Here is a 22672-nt window from a genome sequence, read left to right on the forward strand (position 1 = left end):
AAAACTCTGGCTAAGCATGTTAAACAAATCTAAATAAGTATTATGTTTTCAAATTTAGGCTGTTTCTTTGTATAGAATTTAAGGAGTAGTTAACCTTAAAATTTAATTTTCATAAAAGTTGATTAGTTAATTAGTTAGTTAAAAGAAGCCCGTGATTTGAATAAGAATCACGGGCTTTTTTGTGCTTATAAACCAATGTTTGCTTCTTGTTTTTCTTAAAAAATTAACAACTCGTCGAGTTTAGTCTTAAAGAAATTATAAAATACATCAAAAGTGTGTTAAACAAATCTAAACAAGTATTATGTTTTCAAATTTAGGCTGTTTCTTTGTATAGAATTTAAGGAGTAGTTAACCTTAAATCTCAATTTCATAAAAGTTGATAAGTTAGTTAGTTATTAAAAGGCCCGTAATTTTAGTTAAATTACGGGCCTTTTTATGTTGTAAAATATTTTAGTGATTATACAGCTTCTACAAATAAGCCATCATCGGTTTTTGTAACCTTTGCCAAATTATTTTTTGTTAAACCTTTAATAGTTTTATCCCATTTTTTATTAGATAAACCACTTTGTGTTTTTAAAGCATTTAAATCTATTTTTTCAACCTTTTCAATTAATGCAAGTAAAGCTTTCTCATCGTCGTTCAATTCAATCGAAGACGCTTTCTTTTCAGGTCGCATTTGCGGAAAGAATAAAACCTCTTGTATAGACTGGTTGTTTGTTAAAAACATAATTAAACGATCCATCCCAATACCCATACCAGACGTTGGAGGCATACCGTATTCTAGAGCTCGTAAAAAATCTTCATCAATAAATTCCGTAGCTTCATCATCCCCTTTTTTAGCAAGCTTTAATTGATGCTCAAAACGCTCACGTTGGTCAATAGGGTCGTTTAATTCAGAATATGCATTTGCAATTTCTTTACCACAAACCATTAACTCAAAACGCTCAGTAAGTTCTGGGTTATCTCTATGCTCTTTACATAGTGGGCTCATTTCCTTTGGGTAATCTGTAATAAAAGTTGGTTGTATGTAGTTGCCTTCACACTTTTCCCCAAAAATTTCATCAATTAATTTTCCTTTACCCATGGTATCATTCACCTCAATATGCATGCCTTTTGCAGCAGCTCTAATTTCATCTTCGGTTTTACCAGTAATATCAAACCCTGTAAAGTGTTTAATAGAGTCTGCCATGGTAACACGAGCGTAAGGTGCTTTAAAATCAATTTTATGTTCGCCAAAAGTAGCTTCGCTAGTTCCGTTTACGGCAATAGCACAATGCTCTAAAAGTTGCTCGCAGAAATCCATCATCCAGTTATAATCTTTGTATGATACGTAGATTTCCATAGCTGTAAATTCAGGGTTGTGTGTTCTGTCCATCCCTTCATTTCTAAAGTTTTTCGAGAATTCGTAAACCCCATCAAAGCCACCAACAATAAGTCGTTTTAAATACAACTCGTTGGCAATTCGCATATACAACGGAATATCCAAACTGTTATGGTGTGTAATAAATGGGCGAGCCGCAGCACCACCAGGAATAGGTTGTAAAACCGGAGTTTCAACCTCAAAATATCCAGCATCGTTAAAAAACGAACGCATGGCATTAAATAATTTAGTACGCTTAACAAATACCTCTTTTACGTGGGGGTTAACCACTAAATCGGCATAACGTTGGCGGTAACGTAATTCAGGATCGGTAAAAGCATCAAATACTTTTCCGTCTTTTTCTTTTGGTAATGGTAATGGTTTTAAAGCCTTACTTAATAAAGTAAAATCTTTAACACGAATAGTTTTTTCGCCAACCTTAGTTGTAAACAAATTGCCTTCAATACCAACAAAATCACCTAAATCTAGTAATTTCTTAAAAACATCATTGTATTTGGTTTTATCTTCACCAGCGCAAATTTCGTCACGGTTAAAATATAGCTGTATACGTCCTTCGCCGTCTTGCAACTGCGCGAACGATGCTTTACCTTGTATGTTTATTGCCATCAATCTACCAGCAACAACCACCTGTTTTTCTTCTGTAAAATCCTGTTTTATCGATTTCGATGTGTGGGTTACAGGGTATAAATCCGCCGGATATGGGTTAATGCCCATAGCGCGTAATTTTACTAATTTCTCTCTTCTTACAAGTTCTTGTTCTGATAATTGCGACATAGTCTAAAATGCTCTAAAAATTTTAAAGGCACAAAGATAAACATTTGGTTGTCCATTTTCCATTAACAATTCCTCATTTTTTTTTGGGCGCTACCACAAGGGTCGGGCTATACGCTACAAGTCCTCGTAGGTCCAATTACCATTGGCCCTGCTGTGGGCTTTTCACTGCTATCCCTAGCGCGGGCCATTTAGCTAAGTTATTTTTTTAATAGCAATGTGTTTTTGTAATTAGGTAAATTCAATATCTGAAACTCTTAAACTTTAAAAAAAAGCTGTAACAAAACGTTTAATAAAACGTCAAATAATTAAAATCATCAATCAAAATCAAATCATTATGAGTTTCTGGAGAGTTTTACTTTCAATCATTTGTCCGCCATTAGCTGTTTTAGATAAAGGCTGCGGATCTATAATAATCGTTTTCTTGCTATGGCTTTGTGGCTGGGTACCAGGCGTCATTGCAGCGTTAATTATTTTAAATAACCCTAAAAACTAAGTTTTAGTTTATTAGAATAAAAAAAGGGTCGTTGCAACTATTAGTTGCAACGCCCCTTTAAAATAAGATTAGATATGTCTTATTGACAATAAGGCACTGTAAATGTACCTTCAACAGTTTTATCAGAACTAGAATCGGCTTTAATTTTTACAGTAATTTCAGTCTCAGTAAGTGATGTTACTTCAACAGTGGCATCTAAATAGTTGTATGGCGCTTCTCCTTCTTTATTGAAAACAACATTTATCCCTTCATAAACACCTACTTCAGGTGTAACGTAAGTAGATATTTCTAGGTCATAATCAAGAACAGAAGATTCGCAGTCAGCTACTATATTTGTTATGTTTACAGAAATATCTTCACCAGAATCGAATGCTTTACCTCCTAAAGCTGTAAAATCATTTCCAAATACTTGTCCTTGTAATATTTGATTAGAAATGTTATCTCCTGAATTGTCGTCGTCCGAACAACTTATCATTAGAGAAATTAATAATGTTAATGAAATTTTAAAGTAGGTTTTCATGGGTTTTGTTTTTTGTGAACAGCAAGGTTAATGATAATATTTGATATAATAAAATTCTTTCATTTATTAAATAATCAGTTTTTCTAATCACCCTAAATTGATGGTTAGTCTTGTTTGTCTGTAATATTTCAGCTTATAAATTCTATTCTGTAGGTTTGGAGTGTGGGGCTAATGGGTTGGTTTTGAGAATGGTTTGTTCTTTTTTTTGCCTGAATCCTTGCGGAACAAAAACGGGTGAATTCATCGAAAAAAACAAAATATTTCATTATTTTTGCACTTCATTTTTAATAAGATAGCATGCCGTTAACTCTTGGATAGCCAACCATGGACTGTCAAGTGCGGATTGCCAACTCAATACTTAAAAACCATGTTCAATAATTTAAGCGATAAATTAGATAAAGCCTTACACGTATTAAAAGGTCACGGAAGCATAACCGAAGTAAACGTAGCCGAAACGTTAAAAGAAGTTCGTCGTGCACTTTTAGATGCCGATGTTAACTTTAAAATAGCCAAAGATTTTACTAACCGAGTAAAAGAAAAAGCGCTAGGGCAAGACGTTTTAACCACTCTGCAACCAGGGCAATTAATGGTTAAAATTGTAAAAGATGAGCTTACCGAACTTATGGGTGGCGATGTAGAAGGTATTAATTTATCTGGTACGCCAAGTATTATTTTAATGTCGGGTTTACAAGGGTCTGGTAAAACAACCTTTTCTGGTAAACTTGCAAATTATTTAAAAAACAAGAAAACAAAAAAGCCTTTATTGGTAGCCTGTGATGTTTATCGTCCGGCGGCAATCGATCAGTTACACGTTGTTGGTGATCAAATTGGTGTAGAGGTTTTTAGTGATAGAGGTAATACAGATCCTGTTGCAATTTCGCAAGCAGGTATTGCTCATGCAAAAGCAAACGGACATAACGTGGTTATTATTGATACCGCTGGTCGTTTAGCTGTAGATGAGGCGATGATGACCGAAATATCGAATATTCATAAAGCTATAAGTCCACAAGAAACATTGTTTGTAGTAGATTCTATGACGGGGCAGGATGCTGTAAATACTGCAAAATCTTTTAACGATGTCTTAAACTTCGATGGTGTTATCCTTACTAAATTAGATGGTGATACGCGAGGTGGAGCAGCAATTTCTATTAAATCGGTAGTGAATAAACCAATTAAGTTTATTGGTACTGGTGAGAAAATGGAAGCTATCGATGTGTTTTATCCATCACGTATGGCCGACCGTATTTTAGGTATGGGAGATGTGGTGTCTTTAGTAGAACGTGCACAAGAGCAATTTGATGAGGTTGAAGCAAGAAAACTTCAAAAGAAAATTGCTAAAAATCAATTCGGTTTCGACGATTTCTTAAAGCAAATTCAGCAAATAAAGAAAATGGGAAACATGAAAGACCTTATGGGTATGATTCCTGGTGCTGGTAAAATGCTTAAAGATGTCGATATAGATGATGACGCTTTTAAAGGTATTGAAGCTATTATTCATTCTATGACGCCAAGCGAAAGAACAAACCCAGCTATTATAAACGCAAGTAGAAAAATAAGAATAGGTAAAGGTTCTGGTACTTCTGTACAACAAGTAAATCAACTTTTAAAGCAATTCAACCAAATGAGCAAAATGATGAAGATGATGCAAGGTGGTGGTGGCAAAAAGATGATGCAGATGATGCAGAATATGAAATAATTATTTAGTTTACAGTCTCAGTCTCAGTCTCAGTCTCAGTCTCAGTCTCAGTCTCAGTCTCAGTTTACAGTTGAAGTATGGATTTTAAAGAATTATTGGCCTATAAAAAAGCATTCGATTTGTCAATGCATATTTTTAATGTGTCAAAAGGTTTTCCAAAGGAGGAGACTTATTCTTTAACCGATCAAATTAGGAGAAGTTCTCGCTCTGTTTGCGCAAATATTGCAGAGGCATATCGTAAAAGGCGATATCCTAAACATTTCATTAGTAAATTAACAGATGCAGACGGAGAGAATTCTGAAACGAATACGTGGATAGATTTTGCTTTGGCTTGTAATTATATATCATCGGAAGATTATATGCATTTTTCGGAACAAGGAAAAGAGATTGGTAGACTAATAAATTACATGATAAATAATCCGGGGAAATTCGGAGTAAAAATAGAAGGTTAAAATAAAAATAACGCATGCTTGAAATTTTGAGTATGCATATAAGAGTGAGCACTGTGACCGCGACTGCCACTGAAAACTATATTTTATATGACAATTTTAGACGGAAAAAAAGTAAGTAACGACATTAAAGATGAAATCGCCGAGCATGTAAAAGCTATGGTTTCTAAAGGAGAAAAAGTGCCACATCTTGCTGCTATTTTAGTTGGTACAGACGGTGCAAGTATGACTTATGTAAATGCAAAAGTAAAAGCTTGTGAACGTATTGGTTTTAATTCTACTTTAATAGATTTACCAGATTATACTACTGAAGAAGAATTACTTCAAAAAATTGATCAATTAAATACCGATAACGATATTGATGGTTTCATAGTGCAATTACCATTGCCAAAACACATCGATGAGCAAAAGGTTTTAATGGCTGTAAACCCAGATAAAGATGTTGATGGTTTCCATCCAACAAATGTAGGTAAAATGGCTTTAGATCTGCCAACTTTTCTACCTGCAACACCTTATGGTATTATGGAGTTGTTAGAGCGTTATCAAATTGAAACCTCTGGTAAGAACGTTGTTGTTTTAGGACGTAGTCATATCGTTGGTCGCCCAATGAGTATTTTAATGAGTCAGAAAAGAAAAGCTGGTGATGCTACCGTAACTGTAGTGCACAGTCGTTCTAAAAACTTAAAAGAAATTACTTTAGAAGCTGATATTGTTGTCGCTGCTATAGGTATTTCGGAGTTTTTAACAGGAGATATGGTTAAGGAAGATGTTGTAATTATCGATGTTGGAATTACACGTGTGCCAGATGCTACTAAAAAAACTGGGTATAGATTAGCTGGAGATGTAGAGTTCGAAAGTGTAAGTAAAAAAGCAAGTTATATTACACCAGTACCGGGAGGTGTTGGCCCAATGACGATTGCAATGTTGCTTAAAAATACGTTATTGGCTCGAGAAAGAAATTTGCAATAAACGCTTAAACATTAATAAAATAGATAGAATATGCTAGATGCATTAATATTAAGATATTTAACAAAAAAAGGTGTAATAGCCTATTTCGCGGGACAAATAATATTTTTTGGTTTGTTAGCGTTTTATATTTTTGGAATAGAAGATAGCTCTATGGATCAGGGAGAAACACCATTTTTTATAGGAATGGTTGTTATCGCTTTAGTTTGGGCAGGTGTATGCTTGTTGTTTTGGAAGAAGCCAAAGGAAACTAAAGATTTGAATACCGCGGAAACTGAAAGTTAAAACATAGAAATAAGAAATAAAAAAAAGCCTCAAATTTAAATTTGAGGCTTTTTTTTATGCTTTGCGTTTTTTATTGTCTTCATAAGTTTTTGTGGAATCTTCCAAAAGCTTATTTAAATCAATAAATTCTTCTTTGCTTAACTCGCGATATTCGCCAATAGGCATATCGAGTTTAATATTCATAATTCTAACACGTTTTAAAGTCTCTACCTCGTAGTTTAGGTAATCGCACATACGACGGATTTGACGGTTTAAACCTTGTGTTAAAATAATTTTGAAGGTATAAGTGTTTATTTTTTGAACATCACATTTCTTTGTGGTTTTGTTTAGTTCTTCTAGAGGAATACCGCCTGCCATGCGTTCAATAAATGTTTGAGAAATTGGTTTGTCAACCGTAACTATATATTCCTTTTCGTGATTGTTACTAGCACGTAGAATCTTGTTTACAATATCTCCATCATCGGTTAAAAGAATTAGGCCTTCACTTGGCTTATCTAATCGTCCAATAGGGAAAATACGTTTCGGGTAATTTATAAAATCAATGATATTATCTTTTTCCACGGAAGTGTCTGTAGTACAAACAATACCTACGGGTTTATTGAATGCTAAATAAACAAACGATGTTTTAGTATTTGTAATTTCTTTGCCATCAACGCATACTACATCGTTAGGCGCGATTTTAGTCCCCATTTCTGGTATGCTGCCATTAATTGTTACGCGTCCGGCATCGATTAGCTTATCGGCTTCTCTGCGCGAGCAATAACCAACTTCACTTAAAAATTTATTAATACGTTTTAATTGTACTTCCATCTTGCAAAAATAGGTTAATTAAGTGTTTAAAAAGTCTAAAATATGATTGTAAACTAAATCTGATTTTAAACCATGTCCAAAACCTTTAGTAGAAACAAACTCACCATTTGTGTAGTTCTGTTTAAATTTCAACCCATCTTTATAAGGAATAATTCTATCTTTTTTATCGTGAACAATAAGTCCTTTGGCTTTAAACTCTTGAGTAAATTGTGCTGCGTTAAAATATTCAGGTAAATTATTAAAGCGTTTTAAAACATAGGTATTCATTGCTTTAGAAACGCGTTTGTTGTAGCCCATCATATCTATATATCTGGAGAAAACACCTGTAAAATCTGCAGGAGCTCCTAGAAGTACAAGTTTTTCTACATGGTCTATTGGTAAATTATAATTACCAAAAGCAGTAGCCATACCACCAACTGAATGCCCGATAATAGTTGTTGCTTTAAATTTTTTGGCCACAGCGAGTATACATTCAGAATAAATTAAAGCGTTAAAAATTTTTCCGCCAGAACTTCCGTGTGCAGGAGCATCTAGTGCAATCACGTTATAATCTTCAGCTTTTAGAAGTTCAATTAAATCTTTCCAGCGGTAGGTGTTGCTTTCCCATCCATGTGCCAACAAAATAGTGTCTTTTTTACCGGGCCACTGGTAAGTTTTTATTTTAATATCGTTGCAAATAAGTTCGTCTTGTTGTGCACTTTTTAAGTAAGCGGCTTGCTTTTCGTTAGTTTTACCTTTTTTAGGAGAAGAAAATAAAACGATTGATAGGTGTGCAGCGTATTTTGGAGTTAAAAAACCAATAGCATTTATGCCGTTGCCAATAATTTTAGGGATATATTTTTTCATTTTTGTTTACGCTTCTCGGTTTACTAAATCTATTGAAAAAGCTGGGGTGCAAATAGCAATATATTCGCAAACTTCGGTAAATGGATTAGAGTATTGTACTCTAGTATTGCGTTCAATTTTTATAGATTGTCCCGCTTCTAAAACAATAGTTTCGCTATCGATAATAAATTGTTTTTTACCACTAATAATAAAGGTAAATTCATCGAATTCTGGAGTTTGAAAAGGCTCACTCCAACCTGCAGGGGCTTTCATGTGTGCAATGCTGATGTCTTTATTGCCATCGGTTGTGTTTCCAAAATGCTCTTTAATGATTTTGCCATCGGTTGTTGGTACAATAAAGGGATTGGCTTGAATGGTATATTTTTTTTTAGACATATCTTTAATTTTACTTTTGTCTTATTGCTGTTTTACGTTAATCTTTCTCCTTAAAATATTGTAATTTTGCAGCCTATGAATAAGCAAATTGAACTGCAGGATTTAGGCTATAAAGATTATAAAGATACTTGGGATTACCAAGAGGCTTTGTTTAAGGGTATTGTTGATGCAAAAATAAAGAATAGGAGAGAGGAAACCGCTCTAAAAACCAAAAACTATTTTTTGTTTGTTACGCATCCGCATGTATATACTTTGGGTAAAAGTGGCGATTTGTCGAACTTGCTTTTAAATGAAGCACAGTTAGCCGAAAAAGGCGCGAGCTTTTATAAAATAAATAGAGGAGGAGATATTACTTATCATGGTCCAGGGCAAATTGTTGGTTATCCTATTTTAGATTTGGAGAATTTTTTCACCGATATTCATAAATATTTACGCTTTTTAGAAGAAATGATTATTTTAACTTTAGCAGAATATGGTTTAAAGGCAGAAAGAAGCCCAGGTGAAACAGGAGTTTGGCTTGATGTTGGAACACCTTTTGCTCGAAAAATATGCGCTATGGGTGTGCGCGCAAGTCGTTGGGTTACTATGCATGGATTTGCATTAAATGTAAATGCTAATTTGGGATATTTTGATAATATTATACCATGCGGTATTCGCGGTAAAGCAGTGACATCACTTAATGTAGAGTTGGCTCAAAAAACAGTTGATGAGGTTGAGTTAAAAGAGAAATTACTAAAACATTTTAAAGCTCTTTTTGAAGCTGAATTTGTTTAAAAAGAATCGCGATTATTTAAATAATAAATTGTTTTTACTTTAAAAAATTAAATTTGATATCACCAGCATCCATAGATTTAGTATTTGAAACCGCCCGAGTAGAGGAGGTTATTGGCGATTTTGTAAACTTAAAAAAAGCAGGAAGTAATTTTAAAGGGTTAAGCCCTTTTAGTGACGAGCGCTCGCCAAGTTTTGTGGTATCGCCAGTGAAGCAAATCTGGAAAGATTTTTCAACAGGAAAAGGCGGTACATCTGTGTCTTTTTTAATGGAGCATGAGCATTTTACTTATCCGGAAGCGATAAAATATTTAGCAAAAAAATATAATATCGAAATAGAAGAAACCGAGCAATCTAATGAACAAAAAGAGCAGGCTAATGAGCGTGAAAGTTTGTATTTGGTTAGTGAATTCGCAAACACCTACTTTCAGAAAATTCTTCATAAAACAGACCAAGGAAAATCTATTGGTTTAAGTTATTTTAAAGAGCGCGGTTTTACAGAAGAAACTATTAAAAAATTCGATTTAGGATATTCGCTAAACGAATGGCAAGGTTTTACCGATGAGGCTTTGAAACAAGGCTATAATATCGATTATTTAGCAAAAACAGGGTTAACCATTGTTAAAGGAGATAAGCGTTTCGATCGTTTTAAAGGTCGTGTGTTGTTTCCTATAAAAAGTATGAGTGGCCGTGTGTTAGGTTTTGGTGGTCGTATTTTGGTGCTTGATAAAAAAGCAGCGAAGTATATGAATTCGCCAGAAAGTGATATCTACCATAAAAGTAAGGTGTTGTATGGTATTTATCATGCTAAGCAAAGTATTGCAAAAGAAGATAACTGTTATTTGGTTGAGGGTTATACCGATGTGATTCAGTTTCATCAAACAGGTATAACAAATGTTGTGGCATCTTCTGGTACGGCATTAACACCAGATCAAATTAGATTAATAAATAGGCTTACCAAAAATATTACGGTCCTTTTTGATGGGGATGCAGCAGGTATGCGAGCGTCGCTACGTGGTATCGATTTAATTTTAGAGCAAGGCATGAACGTTAAGGTGTGTACCTTCCCAGAAGGTGAAGATCCTGATAGTTTTGCAAAACAAAATACATTAGAGGAAGTTTCTACATATTTAACTGAAAATGCTAAAGATTTTATTCAATTTAAAGCATCTATTTTATTCGAAGAATCTAAAAACGATCCGATTAAAAAAGCAGATACGGTTAGAGATATTGTAAATAGTATTTCTAAAATTCCAGACCAGATAAAGAAGGAAATTTACATTCAAGAATGTGCGCGTATCATGGATATGAGTGAATCTGTATTATTCAGCACACTTGCGCAAATTAATAGTAAAACAGCCAAAGATAATAGCTCGAAGCCAGCAACTAATAAACAGAATTATAACATGGATCCGAATATGGATCCAAATCAAGACCCAAGAGAAGGTCCTCCGGATAATTATCCGTTTGAGGTGATTACAAATAAAGAGCCTGTAAAAAAAGTAGATGTTCAGTATCTTTTAGAACGAAAGATTATTGAAGTGCTTCTGCTTTATGGTAATGAGGTAGAGGAGTTTGAAGATTTAGTTTTGAAAGAAAATGAAAAAGGCGATTTGGTTTTAGAACCTGTTGTGCATGAGGCAAAAGTATTCGAAAAGGTGTTTTTAGATTTGCAGGATGATGAAATGGAGTTTACAAATACACAATTTAAGGAGCTTTATTACACCATTATTGATAGATTAAATCAGGATACGAAGTTTGAGTTAAAGACCTTCATCAATACCGTAAGTACAGATATGTCTAGCGAAATTACTACTATTTTAATGGATGATGATCGCTATGCGCTAGACGATTGGAATAGAATGAATATTTTTCCGAAGGAGAAAAAAATGAGTATAGCACAACTAGTAAGCGAGACCATACTTAATTTGCGTTGCTTTTTAATAGATCAAAAAGTAAAAGAGTTTCAACAAGAAACGTTGCAAAATAAAAAAGACTCGAATAGAAACATACTAGAAGAAGTAAGAGACTATTCGGGTCTTAAAATGTTGTTATCTCGAAAATTAAACCGCGTACTATAGGTGTTCTGCTAGTTTCGCTTGGTTAACTAAATCAATAAGGTTTGTTACTTTAAGCTTACGCATTAAACGCGCTTTGTAAGTACTTACTGTTTTTTCGTTAATGTCTAATTCTTTAGAGATTTCTTTGTTTTTTCTACCGATAGTTAAAAGCTTTAAAACTTCAGCTTCTCTAGTGGATAACTTTTTGTAAAACGTTCCAGAGCCTTTATTCACTCTGTTCCCAAACGCTAGTTGTTGGGTTAGGTCATTACTTAAATAAATACCACCATCGTAAACTTTTAAAATAGCTTCGTTGATAGTAATCACATTTACAGATTTATGGATAAATCCAGAAGCTCCTGCTTTAATAGCATTTATAGCATAAACTTCTTCAGGTTCACCGCTAAAAATCACGGTTTTAATGTCGGGGAAATCATTTTTTAAATAACGTAAAAGGGTTAAACCATTAAGCTTAGGGAAATCAGCTTCAGTTAAAATAATGTCCACTTCGTTTTTTCTAATGAAATCTAAGATGTCATTTCCATCTTGTAAACTTCCAACAATTTCGATGTTTGGTGAGGCAGAAAAAAGCACCTCTAGTCCCTTCCTAGTAATAGGATGGTTGTCTGCTATTAATAATTTTATCATAATTTTCCGAGCTTTCATTGTAAAGGGTTGAGAGAATATACTACTTGAAAGAAAAAAGCTCGGGGGCTAAAGTATGAGTTTTTTACGTATTTTACAAAAATTACATCAAATTATCAGGAATATCACAGATTGGGATGGCAATCATTTTGTGTTTATTACTAGAATTAAATCTTTTGTAAATTTTAAAAACTTCAAGCTCGCGTCCAGAAAATTCTGCAGCTGTTTTGCCAGCTTCATCCATGGACATTGCCCATTCTAACTCGGGATACGAGGCTCCAATTTGATCTTCATCACTTCTTGTATCTCCAAAAAGCCCGTCGCTAGGAGCAGCTTTCATAATAGATTCTGGAACTTCTAAAAACTCACCAATTTCGTAAACTTGAGATTTTAATAAATCTGCGATTGGACTTAAATCTACACCTCCATCGCCGTATTTTGTGTAAAAACCAACACCAAAATCTTCAACTTTATTACCTGTTCCTGCAACTAATAGTTTATAAAGTCCGGCATAATAGTATAAAGTGGTCATGCGTAAACGTGCTCTCGTATTGGCTAGTGCCATATCGACTGTAGCTTTATCTCCGTCGAAAAACAATTCAGATTTAAAAGACTCAAATACTGGCGTTAAATCGGTTCTTGTATCGCTAACATTATCAAAGCGTTTAGAAAGTTGTGCAATATGTTCTTGTGCACGAGTAACGTGGCTTTCGGCTTGGTGTATTGGCATTTCAATACATAAAACGTTTAATCCAGTTTTGGCGCATAATGTCGAGGCAACTGCCGAGTCTATTCCGCCAGAAACACCTATTACAAAACCGTTTACTCCAGCTTTTGTTGCATAATCTTTTAACCAATTTACAATATAATCTACTACTTTTTCTGTTTGCATTTTAGAAGAGTTTTGATATAAGAATACTACCTTTGCCAACAAAAATACTGTAATCACTCAATTAATAAAAATTTAAAACGTTTAAGTTTTAGTATGAAACAACTGTCATTAATAATCCTTGTTGCTATTTGTGTTTTTTCTTGTAAAAAGAAAAGTGATGTAGAATTGGCATTGGAGAACAACAAGATAGATATTTCTGTAGAACGCTTCGATCAGTTTTTTGCACAAACTAATCTCGAAGAATTGCCTAAATTAAAAAAGGCTTATCCGTTCATGTTTCCGGCAGCTATACCAGATTCTATTTGGATAGAAAAAGTGAACGATACTTTGCAACAGGAGTTAAGTGGTGAGGTTGATAAGGTGTTTGTCAATTATCAAAACACGGAAGAAGATCTAGAGGAATTGCTAAGTTATATTCATTATTATTTTCCTGAATTTAATACGCCACGAGTTATAACTACAACTAGTAATGTAGATTATAGAAACCGAGTAATTGTTACCGATACTATTGTTTTGGTGGCTCTAGATGCCTACTTAGGGAAAGATCATTATTTTTATCAAAGTATTCCAAAATACATTTCGGAAGATTTAAGGAAAGAACAGATTGTTGTAGATGTTGCTGAAGAATATGCTAAGAAACATGTTTTTCAACCGGAAAGAAAAACACTTTTAGATGAAATGATCTATTTTGGTAAAATTCTATATTTTAAAGATCAGGTTATTCCTTTTAAGTTAGAAAACGAACGAATAAGCTACACTCAAGACGAGTTAACTTGGGTTAAAAATAACGAAAGTTCTGTTTGGCAATATTTTGTAGAACGTGAATTATTATACAGTACAAATTCTAAATTACCTAACCGTTTTATAAACCCAGCTCCATTTTCTAAATTTTATTTAGAAGGCATAGATGGCGAATCTCCCGGGAAGATCGGGCAGTACATAGGTTGGCAAATAGTGAGAGCATACATGGATAACAACGACACATCTTTTAAAGATATGTTGATTATGAATGCCGAAGAACTCTTTAATAAATCAAAATTTAAACCAAAAAAAAAGTAATGGCTAATATAAAATCTAAAATTGAATTAAATGTGGAGTTAGATGAAAATCGAGTTCCAGAAAAATTACATTGGACAGCCCAAGATGGAGGTATTTCAAATGCTGAAGCTAAAGCCATGATGCTATCGGTTTGGGATTCTAAAACCCAAGAAAGTTTACGTATTGACCTTTGGACAAAAGATATGCCTGTAGATGAGATGAAAGTCTTTTTTCATCAAACACTTGTGGCTATGAGTAACACATTTAATCGTGCTACGCAAGATGAAAAAATGACAGCAACCATGAAGGATTTCTGTGATTATTTTGCTGAGAAATTAGAGATTAAAAAATAGTTTTTCACGCATATTCGAAATTTTTAATTTCTTTTTACGTCACAAAGTAGCGGTGTAAATTGAAAAAAAATAACGGCTTTAGTTGTAGATATCAACTTTTAGCTTACATTGTTGCGTTCAAAACTTTAGATTTTTCAATATTTAAGATGAAATTTAAAACAACTTTTTAAAGCTTCTAAAATTGAAAAGCTAGTTATACTAATAAAAAAACATATGAAAGAAGTAAAGATAGAATCCACCTTATACGTTTATGATGATTTAAATGAAACACCTGATGATGTTGTTGCATTAATGGCAAAAGCTATAGAAGCTCGAGATAAAGCTTATGCGCCATATTCTAAATTTCATGTGGGCACTGCCATACTTTTGGATAATAATGAAATAATTACAGGTAGTAATCAGGAAAACGCATCATATCCGTCAGGTTTGTGTGCTGAGCGTACAGCAATATATTATGCAGGAGCAAAATATCCAGAAGCAAAAATTGTACGTATGGCTATAACGGCGGGTTCAAAAGTAAAAACAACGTTATCACCAATTCCGCCATGTGGAGCTTGTCGTCAATCTATTGCCGAATATGAGGTAAAACAAGATAGCCCAATAGAGATTTATTTTATGGGCGAAACAGGTAAAGTGGCTAAGTCGAATTCATTGGCTAATTTATTGCCTTTAGGTTTTGATAAATCAGCACTTTAGATTTTTAAAAAATCAGTATTCGTTCAAATTATTTGAAGATAATTTAAAGGCGTTCTCAAATTAAGTTTTTTTAATATTTTTTTCACTTTAAGGGCAATGGGTTTTTACAATTACTTGCAATGTGTTACTTTTGTCTTTCGCGAAATAAAAACATTAATACTAGTCGATGCAAAAAATCACAAAAGAGGTTTACCTCAAATGGTATGAAGACATGTTATTCTGGAGAAAGTTTGAAGACAAGCTAGCTGCCGTTTACATTCAACAAAAAGTAAGAGGATTTCTTCACTTATACAATGGTCAAGAAGCTGTTTTAGCAGGTGCTTTGCACGCTATGGATTTGACTAAAGATAAAATGATAACTGCTTATCGTAATCACGTTCAACCTATTGGTATGGGAGTAGATCCTAAACGTGTTATGGCAGAATTATATGGAAAAGTAACGGGAACGTCTCAAGGTATGGGAGGTTCTATGCATATTTTTTCTAAAGAATTTCGTTTTTATGGTGGTCACGGTATTGTTGGTGGTCAAATTCCTTTAGGAGCAGGTATTGCATTTGGCGATAAGTATCATGGTAGCGATGCTGTAACTTTATGTTGTTTTGGTGATGGTGCTGCAAGACAAGGTTCTCTTCACGAAGCATTCAACTTAGCAATGCTTTGGAAATTACCAGTGGTATTTGTTTGTGAAAACAACGGTTATGCTATGGGAACTTCAGTAGAAAGAACAGCGAATCATACTGATATCTGGAAATTAGGTTTAGGTTATGACATGCCTTGCGGGCCTGTAGATGGTATGAACCCAATTAAAGTTGCTGAAGCTTTTGATGAAGCTATTCAAAGAGGTCGTCGTGGTGATGGTCCAACTTTCTTAGAGTTGAAAACTTACCGTTACAGAGGGCACTCAATGAGTGATGCGCAACATTACAGAACAAAAGACGAAGTAAAGGAGTACAAGAAAATAGATCCAATTACGCAAGTAAAAGATGTTATTCTTGAAAACAAATATGCTACGGAAGACGATATTAAAATAATCGATAAGCGTGTTAAAGATCGTGTTGCAGAATGTGAAAAATTTGCAGACGAATCTCCATATCCAGAAAAGCAACAGCTTTACGATATGGTATACGAACAAGAAGATTATCCATTTATACAACACAAAATATAAGCTATGGCAATAGTAGTAAATATGCCTCGTTTAAGCGATACCATGGAAGAAGGTACCGTTGCAGCTTGGTTGAAAAAAGTAGGAGATAAAATTGAAGAAGGCGATATTTTAGCCGAAATTGAAACTGATAAAGCCACAATGGAGTTTGAGTCTTTCAATGAAGGTACTTTACTTCATATTGGTGTTCAAGAAGGTGAAACTACTAAAGTAGATGAGCTTTTAGCTATTATTGGTGACGAAGGTGAAGATATTTCGGCGCTTTTAAGCGGTGGTGATGCTTCAGCGGAAGCGACTGAAGAAAAAACAGAGGAAGCTGCTCCAGCAGTAGAAGAAACTAAAGACGAAGCGCCAGCATCGGCAGAATTGCCAGAAGGTGTTATAGTTGTTACCATGCCACGTTTAAGTGATACCATGGAAGAAGGTACTGTTGCAACTTGGTTGAAAAAAGTAGGTGATAGCGTTGAAGAAGGCGATATTTTAGCTGAAATTGAAACGGATAAAGCAACAATGGAATTTGAATCATTCCAATCTGGTACTTTATTATATGTAGGTCTACAAGAAGGCGATTCTGCAAAAGTAGATGAGCTTTTAGCTATTATTGGCCCTGCAGGAACAGATGTTTCTGGAGTTGCTTCTAGTTTTAGTACGGCTGTACCGGCTGCTAAAGTAGACGCTCCAAAAACTGAAGCTAAAAAAGAAGCACCAAAGAGTGCTCCTGCACCAGCTACTCCTTCTAAACCTAAAACAAGTGCACCTGCTCCAACGCCAGTAACGGCAGATGGGCGTGTACATGTATCTCCATTAGCAAAAAAGTTAGCTGAAGATAAAGGTATTAACTTAACAAAAATACAAGGGTCTGGAGAAAACGGACGCATTGTAAAACGTGATATAGAAAATTACGAGCCAGCAACTTCTGCGGCGGCAGCGGGTAAATTTGTACCTTCTGGTCAAGAAGATTTTGATGAGGTTGATAATTCTCAAATGCGTAAAGCAATTGCTAAAGCGTTAACAAACTCTAAGTTTTCTGCACCACATTATTATTTAAGTGTGGAGTTCGATATGGAAAACGCTATGTCTTTCCGAACGCAGTTTAACTCAATTCCTGATACTAAAATATCTTATAACGATATTGTCGTTAAAGCTTGTGCTTTAGCGTTAAAACAACATCCTCAAGTAAACTCTCAATGGTTTGCAGATAAAATGAGATTGAATAATCACGTACATATTGGTGTTGCAGTAGCAGTTCCAGATGGTTTAGTTGTACCGGTTGTTAAGTTTGCAAACGAGCAGTCGTTACCACAAATTGGTGCTGCGGTTAGAGAGCTTGCAGGTAAGGCTAAAAACAAAAAATTAACTCCAGATGAAATGCAAGGTAGTACATTCACTGTATCTAACTTGGGTATGTTTGGTATCGATACATTTACATCGATTATCAATCAGCCAAACTCTGCAATTCTTTCTGTTGGAAATATTGTTGAAAAGCCAGTGGTTAAAAACGGACAAATTGTTGTTGGACATACCATGAAGTTATCATTAGCATGCGATCATAGAACGGTTGATGGTGCTACAGGTGCTTTATTCCTTCAAACATTAAAAGGATATATTGAAAACCCGGTAACTATGTTAGTGTAACCAGATTTTTAAAAATCTAAATATAAAGACCTGTTTCATATTATTGAAGCAGGTTTTTTTTATCTTTAATTTTTAAATCGAAATATGAAAAATATATTAAGTCTTAGTTTAGTAATGTTTGTTTTTAGCTGTGCTGCTCAAAATAAAATAGAAGAAAAATCTATTAAAACAAGTTTAGAGTATTTAGCATCCGATGTTTTGGAAGGCCGGAGTACAGGAAGTATTGGTATAGAAAAAGCGGCAGTTTTTATAGAGAACTTCTTTAGTGAAAATAATATAAAACCTTATTTTGAAACTTATAGAGATACCTTTAATGTAAAAGATATCATAGGTTATAATGTGGTAGGTTATATTGAAGGTAATGATCCTGTTTTAAAAGATGAATTTGTGATTTTAGGTGCGCATTACGATCATATTGGTACGGCAAAAGAAGTTAATGGCGATTTTATTGCAAATGGAGCTAACGATGATGCTTCGGGTACGGTAGCTGTTATGGAATGGGCAAAATATTTTTCTGAAACTAAAACTAATAAGCGTAGTGTTTTGTTTACGCTTTATGCTGCAGAAGAAATGGGCTTAAAAGGTTCTGGGCATTTAGCTGAGCGTTTAAAAAGCGATAGTTTAAATGTATATACCATGATTAATTTCGAGATGATTGGAGTTCCTAGAGCGGAAGGAGAAATGATGGCTTATGTTACCGGTTTTAAAGAATCGAATATGGCTGAAAAATTAAACAGTTACGCTAATGCTGAAATTATAGGGTTTCTGCCAAAGGCCAAAGAATTTAATTTGTTTAAACGTTCAGATAACTATCCATTCTACAAATCTTTTCAAATTCCGGCGCAAGCCATTTCAACCTTCGATTTTACAAATTTTGATTTTTATCATCATGTGGATGACGAAACTGAAAACATGGATTTTAAACACATGACGAACTTTATAAATAAAATGATTCCTGCTCTAGAGGGGATGATAAATGCTTCAACTAAAGAAATAAAACTTACCAATGAGTAAAAATATAATTGTTACAGGAACAAGTAGAGGTATTGGTTTTGAGTTGGTACAGCTTTTTGCAAACGAAGGGCATAATGTATTGGCGCTTTCGCGGAATGAAAAAACTATTAGTAATTTGAATTTAGAAAACGTTACTTGTTTTTCTTTCGATTTAAATGACGAAAAGGCTTATGTGAAAGTTGAAACTTTTATTTCTGAAAATTGGAAACAAGTTGATGTGTTAATTAATAACGCTGGAGCTTTACTAAACAAACCATTTTCAGAAATAACAATGGCAGATTTTGAAGCGGTTTATAAAACAAATGTTTTTGGTGTTGCTGAAATAACTAGAAAAGTACTTCCGTTTATGCAGGCTTCAAGCCACGTGGTTACTATTAGCTCTATGGGAGGTGTGCAAGGTAGTATGAAGTTTCCTGGCTTAGCAGCTTATAGTTCTAGTAAAGCAGCCGTAATTACGCTTACAGAGCTCTTAGCAGAAGAATATAAAGAATCTGGTATTGCTTTTAATGTATTGGCATTAGGAGCTGTGCAAACCGAAATGCTGGAAGAAGCTTTTCCTGGTTATCAAGCACCAACTACAGCTTTAGAAATGGCTCAATATATTTTCGATTTCTCACTTAACGGAAATAAGTATTATAACGGTAAAATGTTACAGGTTTCTAATTCTACGCCGTAATGTAAATACGCTTTAGAGTTTGTTTTTATTAAATTGTGAATTATGTTAAAATGTTTTGGTGGAAGGAAAGTCTTTCAGGTAGTGTAATTCTAATAAATCTATTCAATGCGTTAAACTGTTTAGGAGGTTTAAGTGAGTAAATTTAGATAGGTTAAAGATGGTTTAGGAAAGAAAATGGAAAATCCGATAATCTGTTTTGTGTTTAAAAAGTGATTTTTTTTAGATATTTATGTTAAATTTTCAGACGATTTTGTAAAATTTAATCGTTAAAATGCATAAATCATAGATATTATGCGTTAAATTTTAACTTTTTCCTTCATTTTTTAGTTGTAGGTTTTTATTTTCTACACCTTTGCTCATGCATTGGAAATAATACTTTGCTTAAAACCTAAATTAACTCAATTGAAAAAAGTCCTCTTTTTGGCTTTTGCTCTTCTAATATCTTGTTTTGCAAAAGTACATGCGCAATGCGATGAAGTAGTAACTTATAATGTTTGTGACATGACAATCGTTGATAAGGATGCTGACGGAACGCCCGACGGAATAATTAATTTATACGACGTTTATAATGCTCTTCCTGGAGTTTCAACGCCAATAACATCGGCTTCGGGTACTTGGTTCGATCCAAATTATAATTTCTCCCTAGATGTATCTACTGGTGATTTATATTTATGGGATTTAAAAGATGCTTCGATTGATGTCGATTCGTACCAGTTTCAATTAATCGATACGTCTAGTGCGTGTCCCGATGGAATAAAAACACGATTAAATATTGTTCTCGGCCCTTTTGAAGGTAAACCTTTGCCGCCCGCAGGAGTTAACGATGCTAATGTTACGGTATGTCAAGCAGTATTAGCTGGTTTCGATTTATTTCAAGTTTTCGAGTCGCAACCATCACCTCACAAAAATGGTGTTTGGGAGTTTGTAGGGAATATGGGAGACCCAAGTAATTTTAAAGGCTTAAGTGTTGAAGGTAAGTTTAATGCCGAAATTCCTTATGAGCCTTACGGAGATCTAGTAGAGTTTGATGTTTTCGAATTTAAATATACCGTTTATGGTGTGTCGCCATGCGATTCTGAAAAAGTATCTTATTTTAAAGTAGAAGTTATTCGTGATGTACTTTCTGGGGAACCTTCAACTTATGATATTTGTGAAAGTGATATATTATCTGGAATATGGGATGCAGATATTGATTTAACCGATGATAGATTCCTTGTAGGTGAAGATGTAGAAGGTACATGGAAATCTGCTTTTGATCCTACAAACCAAATTTCAAACCCAGCAGATTCTAATATCAATATTAGAGAGGTTTATGATAATTTAAAAAGTAGTACTTCTAATTTTGGTTGTAGAGAATTTACGTATACGTATTCGGTAGAAGCAAGATCTTCTTTAACCGATTGCCCAAGTAAAGAATCGGAAGTAGTATTTAGAATTTACGAACCTATAAAACCTTTTTATCAAGTTGAGCCTCTAGAAGTGTGCTTAGATGATAATAAGCCGGCAGGTATAAGTTTATACAATGAATTAATTTTTACAACCGAAAACGGGATATTGTATGATTATGCGGAAGCATCCAGCTGTAGTTCTTGGAGTTTTGTTTCGGGACCTTCAGATATTAGAATAGATACCGATTCTGGATATATCGATTTAAATACACTTACTCAAGCTAATGCCGGTACCTACGTTTTTAGGTACTATGTTTCTAGTTTGTGCAATGCTTGTGGAACTAGTGGTACATCGCCATGCGATCCACAATTCGCTAATGTTACTATTATTTTATTACCGAAAAATTATGCAGGTGAAGATACTGTGGGGATGGAGTTTTGCGAAAACGATCCGTTAATAGCAAGTCCTTTAAATCTATTTTCTCGTTTGAACACTAATAGTATTGACGATCCAATTTACCAAGGACCTTTAGGAACATGGGTTGATAATATTTCTGGAGAAACTATTACAAATCCAACAACCTACGAGTTGCCAGAAGTAAAGGGTAGCCAGTTGTTCGATTTTACATATTCAACCTTAACAGATAAAGGTTGTGTGGCTAGTGCAAATTTATCGTTTACAGTTTATGAAGAATATACTGCTGGTGTTGATACACTATTAGATGTTTGTGATAACAATGGTGTTTTTGATTTGTTTGATGAATTAGAAGGAAACCCTAGCGGAACAGGAACTTGGACAGGGCCAAACGGATTTGTTACAACCGATTATAAAGCTGAATTTGATCCAACAACGGCAGATGGTGGAGTTTATACTTATACCGTTCCGGATAATGTAACACCTGCAGGAACAACAATGTGCTCTGGTAGTGAAGCAACTATTACGGTAACCCTTTATAAAAGCCCAAGTGCAGGAGAGGATGTTGCTTATGATGTGTGCCGATCTGACTTGGAAATCGATTTAATAGATTACCTAGATGATACAGCGAATAGCGGAGGTGTTTTTATAGATGTAGATAATGGTAATTCACCTATAGGGAGTTTATTAGATGTTTCTCAATTAGTGGCAGGAGTTTATAATTTTCGATACGAAATTCAAGGGCATGCGTCATGTCTTTTAGATACAGCCTTAATAGAAATTACTATTTCTGAGGTTGAGGTGCCAACAACATCTAATCAAACTTTTTGTGCTGTAGATGGTGAAACTGTTAATAGCTTAGTCGCGAATAATGGATATGATTTTAATTGGTATGATACAGCCATTGATACAACTCCGTTGCCATTAGGAACTGTTTTGATAAACGGCGAAGACTATTTTGTTGCTGCTTTAGATGAAAATGGTTGCGAATCTCCCAAAATAGTCATGACGGTTACTATCCTACCTTTTGGAGATGATAATTGTGAAAGTTGTATTAAAGATGGTATATCGGTTAATGGTGACAATGTAAACGATGTTTTCGATTTATGTAATTTACCAGAAACCTATCCAAATTTCGAATTAAATATTCACAATAGATATGGAGTTACCGTATATAAAGGTACAAAAAGTACACCTTTGTTTTCTGGTAAATCGAATGTTTCAGGAACACTTGGGAAGCAATTGTCTTCTGGAGTTTATTTTTATGTTTTCGATCCGAAAGACGGGATGACTAAACCTTTTCAGGGGAATTTTTATTTAAGCAAATAAGTT

21 protein-coding genes and 1 pseudogene are annotated in these 22672 nt (G+C 34.3%); 15 read left to right on the forward strand and 7 right to left on the reverse strand.

Annotated features, from left to right (window positions below):
* Positions 1-457 precede the first annotated feature (457 nt).
* Positions 458-2155: a lysine--tRNA ligase gene (gene lysS, locus BM246_RS14390; protein ID WP_074938847.1), complete on the reverse strand. Its 1698-nt coding sequence runs from the start codon at positions 2153-2155 to the stop codon at positions 458-460.
* Positions 2156-2489: 334 nt separating this feature from the next.
* On the opposite strand from lysS, the gene BM246_RS14395 reads away from it, so the two are divergent.
* Positions 2490-2648, forward strand: a complete 159-nt coding sequence (locus BM246_RS14395) for a YqaE/Pmp3 family membrane protein (RefSeq protein ID WP_074938849.1) — start codon at positions 2490-2492, stop codon at positions 2646-2648.
* 79 nt (positions 2649-2727) lie between these two features.
* Here BM246_RS14395 and BM246_RS14400 read toward each other — a convergent pair whose 3' ends face one another.
* Positions 2728-3168 carry a hypothetical protein gene (locus BM246_RS14400; RefSeq protein WP_042497032.1) on the reverse strand — a complete coding sequence of 147 codons (441 nt, stop codon included), beginning with the start codon at positions 3166-3168 and terminating at the stop codon, positions 2728-2730.
* A gap of 367 nt (positions 3169-3535) precedes the next feature.
* On the opposite strand from BM246_RS14400, the gene ffh reads away from it, so the two are divergent.
* From ffh to BM246_RS14420, 4 genes are all read left to right on the forward strand, one after another.
* Entirely contained in the window at positions 3536-4864 is a 1329-nt protein-coding gene (ffh, locus tag BM246_RS14405; RefSeq protein WP_042504466.1) for a signal recognition particle protein, read from the forward strand.
* Between the two features lie 77 nt (positions 4865-4941).
* Positions 4942-5316: a four helix bundle protein gene (locus BM246_RS14410; protein ID WP_042504292.1), complete on the forward strand. Its 375-nt coding sequence runs from the start codon at positions 4942-4944 to the stop codon at positions 5314-5316.
* An 87-nt stretch (positions 5317-5403) separates the two neighbouring features.
* Positions 5404-6282, forward strand: a complete 879-nt coding sequence (folD, locus tag BM246_RS14415) for a bifunctional methylenetetrahydrofolate dehydrogenase/methenyltetrahydrofolate cyclohydrolase FolD (RefSeq protein WP_074938851.1) — start codon at positions 5404-5406, stop codon at positions 6280-6282.
* Positions 6283-6312: 30 nt separating this feature from the next.
* Positions 6313-6564, forward strand: coding sequence for a hypothetical protein (locus BM246_RS14420; protein ID WP_042504288.1), 252 nt, complete (start codon positions 6313-6315; stop codon positions 6562-6564).
* Between the two features lie 54 nt (positions 6565-6618).
* Here BM246_RS14420 and rluF read toward each other — a convergent pair whose 3' ends face one another.
* From rluF to BM246_RS14435, 3 genes are read right to left on the reverse strand one after another with little or no spacing between them, the layout of a single operon-like run.
* A complete protein-coding gene (rluF, locus tag BM246_RS14425) occupies positions 6619-7374 on the reverse strand; it encodes a 23S rRNA pseudouridine(2604) synthase RluF (protein ID WP_074938853.1) in 756 nt (251 codons plus the stop codon).
* Positions 7375-7392: 18 nt separating this feature from the next.
* Positions 7393-8220, reverse strand: coding sequence for an alpha/beta fold hydrolase (locus BM246_RS14430; protein WP_074938855.1), 828 nt, complete (start codon positions 8218-8220; stop codon positions 7393-7395).
* A 6-nt stretch (positions 8221-8226) separates the two neighbouring features.
* Complete coding sequence (locus BM246_RS14435; RefSeq protein ID WP_042504284.1) at positions 8227-8595, reverse strand: cupin domain-containing protein; 369 nt, start codon at positions 8593-8595, stop codon at positions 8227-8229.
* A gap of 75 nt (positions 8596-8670) precedes the next feature.
* Here BM246_RS14435 and lipB point away from each other — a divergent pair, with 75 nt between their 5' ends.
* On the forward strand, positions 8671-9369 hold the full coding sequence (lipB, locus tag BM246_RS14440; RefSeq protein WP_042497046.1) for a lipoyl(octanoyl) transferase LipB: 699 nt from the start codon (positions 8671-8673) through the stop codon (positions 9367-9369).
* Between the two features lie 53 nt (positions 9370-9422).
* Positions 9423-11447, forward strand: a complete 2025-nt coding sequence (gene dnaG, locus BM246_RS14445; protein ID WP_074938857.1) for a DNA primase — start codon at positions 9423-9425, stop codon at positions 11445-11447.
* Here the strand turns inward: dnaG and BM246_RS14450 are convergent.
* Positions 11442-12074 carry a response regulator gene (locus BM246_RS14450; protein ID WP_042504465.1) on the reverse strand — a complete coding sequence of 211 codons (633 nt, stop codon included), beginning with the start codon at positions 12072-12074 and terminating at the stop codon, positions 11442-11444. The genes dnaG and BM246_RS14450 overlap by 6 nt on opposite strands.
* Before the next feature lie 100 nt (positions 12075-12174).
* Complete coding sequence (gene nadE / locus BM246_RS14455) at positions 12175-12963, reverse strand: NAD(+) synthase (RefSeq protein ID WP_042497148.1); 789 nt, start codon at positions 12961-12963, stop codon at positions 12175-12177.
* A gap of 93 nt (positions 12964-13056) precedes the next feature.
* On the opposite strand from nadE, the gene gldB reads away from it, so the two are divergent.
* The 8 genes and pseudogenes from gldB to BM246_RS14495 all read left to right on the forward strand — a co-directional run bounded on the left by gldB (position 13057) and on the right by BM246_RS14495 (position 22669).
* A complete protein-coding gene (gldB, locus tag BM246_RS14460; RefSeq protein ID WP_074938859.1) occupies positions 13057-14022 on the forward strand; it encodes a gliding motility lipoprotein GldB in 966 nt (321 codons plus the stop codon).
* The gene (gene gldC, locus BM246_RS14465) at positions 14022-14354 is read left to right on the forward strand and encodes a gliding motility protein GldC (RefSeq protein ID WP_042504278.1); all 333 of its coding nucleotides are present in this window, start codon (positions 14022-14024) and stop codon (positions 14352-14354) included. Before gldB ends, gldC begins: the two co-directional genes overlap by 1 nt.
* A 171-nt stretch (positions 14355-14525) precedes the next feature.
* Positions 14526-15050, forward strand: a pseudogene (gene cdd / locus BM246_RS14470) (cytidine deaminase); the annotation flags it as partial.
* 166 nt (positions 15051-15216) lie between these two features.
* Positions 15217-16215: a pyruvate dehydrogenase (acetyl-transferring) E1 component subunit alpha gene (gene pdhA / locus BM246_RS14475; protein WP_042504276.1), complete on the forward strand. Its 999-nt coding sequence runs from the start codon at positions 15217-15219 to the stop codon at positions 16213-16215.
* Positions 16216-16218: 3 nt separating this feature from the next.
* Positions 16219-17847: a pyruvate dehydrogenase complex dihydrolipoamide acetyltransferase gene (locus BM246_RS14480; RefSeq protein WP_074938862.1), complete on the forward strand. Its 1629-nt coding sequence runs from the start codon at positions 16219-16221 to the stop codon at positions 17845-17847.
* 84 nt (positions 17848-17931) lie between these two features.
* Positions 17932-18861: a M28 family metallopeptidase gene (locus tag BM246_RS14485; RefSeq protein WP_074938864.1), complete on the forward strand. Its 930-nt coding sequence runs from the start codon at positions 17932-17934 to the stop codon at positions 18859-18861.
* Positions 18854-19537, forward strand: a complete 684-nt coding sequence (locus BM246_RS14490; RefSeq protein WP_074938866.1) for an SDR family NAD(P)-dependent oxidoreductase — start codon at positions 18854-18856, stop codon at positions 19535-19537. Before BM246_RS14485 ends, BM246_RS14490 begins: the two co-directional genes overlap by 8 nt.
* A gap of 402 nt (positions 19538-19939) precedes the next feature.
* Positions 19940-22669 carry a T9SS type B sorting domain-containing protein gene (locus BM246_RS14495; RefSeq protein ID WP_139221901.1) on the forward strand — a complete coding sequence of 910 codons (2730 nt, stop codon included), beginning with the start codon at positions 19940-19942 and terminating at the stop codon, positions 22667-22669.
* Positions 22670-22672 lie beyond the last annotated feature (3 nt).

This window comes from Algibacter lectus, assembly GCF_900112395.1.
In the GTDB taxonomy this organism is placed as follows: domain Bacteria; phylum Bacteroidota; class Bacteroidia; order Flavobacteriales; family Flavobacteriaceae; genus Algibacter; species Algibacter lectus.